This window comes from Polaromonas sp. P1_G2 (genome assembly GCF_056405515.1).
On the sequence record NZ_JBFUBY010000922.1, the window covers coordinates 1 to 509 of the forward strand.

Below are 509 nucleotides of genomic sequence, written 5' to 3' on the forward strand. Positions count from 1 at the left end.
GAGCAGGCCGGATATGGTTTCGTGGCCGCCATTGAGCGAGGCATTGATGCGCGCCAGGCTGTCGGACAGCTTTGCGTCGAGAGAGCCGGAGCGCTTGTCGAAGGCATCGGCAAATTCGGTGATCCGGCCATCGAAAGCCGAGGACACGATATCGACCGTCGAGCGCAGCTTCTCGTCGAAGAAGCCGGACCTCAGGTCGAGATCCATGATTGCCTCATCGGCGGTGGCCTTCAGCGACTGGCGGAAGGTGGTGCTCTTTTCGTCGAGGCTGGAATTCAGCGACGTCAGCACATTGTCGAGGCTCGACGTGATGGTGTCACCGCCGGTGGTCAGCGCCTCGTTGATCTGGCGCGTGCGGGCGATCAGTGTCTCGTTGAGCTGCCGTGTGCGCTCCTGTAGCGCGGCATTGAGCTTCTCGGTATTGGCGTCCAGCACCGAGGCGCGGGTTTCGAACTCGGCGAGCAGCGATTTGCCGCGTTCGCTCAGCGCCACGCCGAGCGTGTCGATGC

The 509-nt window shown here is 62.7% G+C and carries 1 protein-coding gene; it reads right to left on the bottom strand.

The window, feature by feature from the left end:
- Positions 1-509: hypothetical protein (locus AC1D0P_RS28355; protein ID WP_477679781.1), on the bottom strand; the 509-nt coding region annotated here is incomplete at both ends.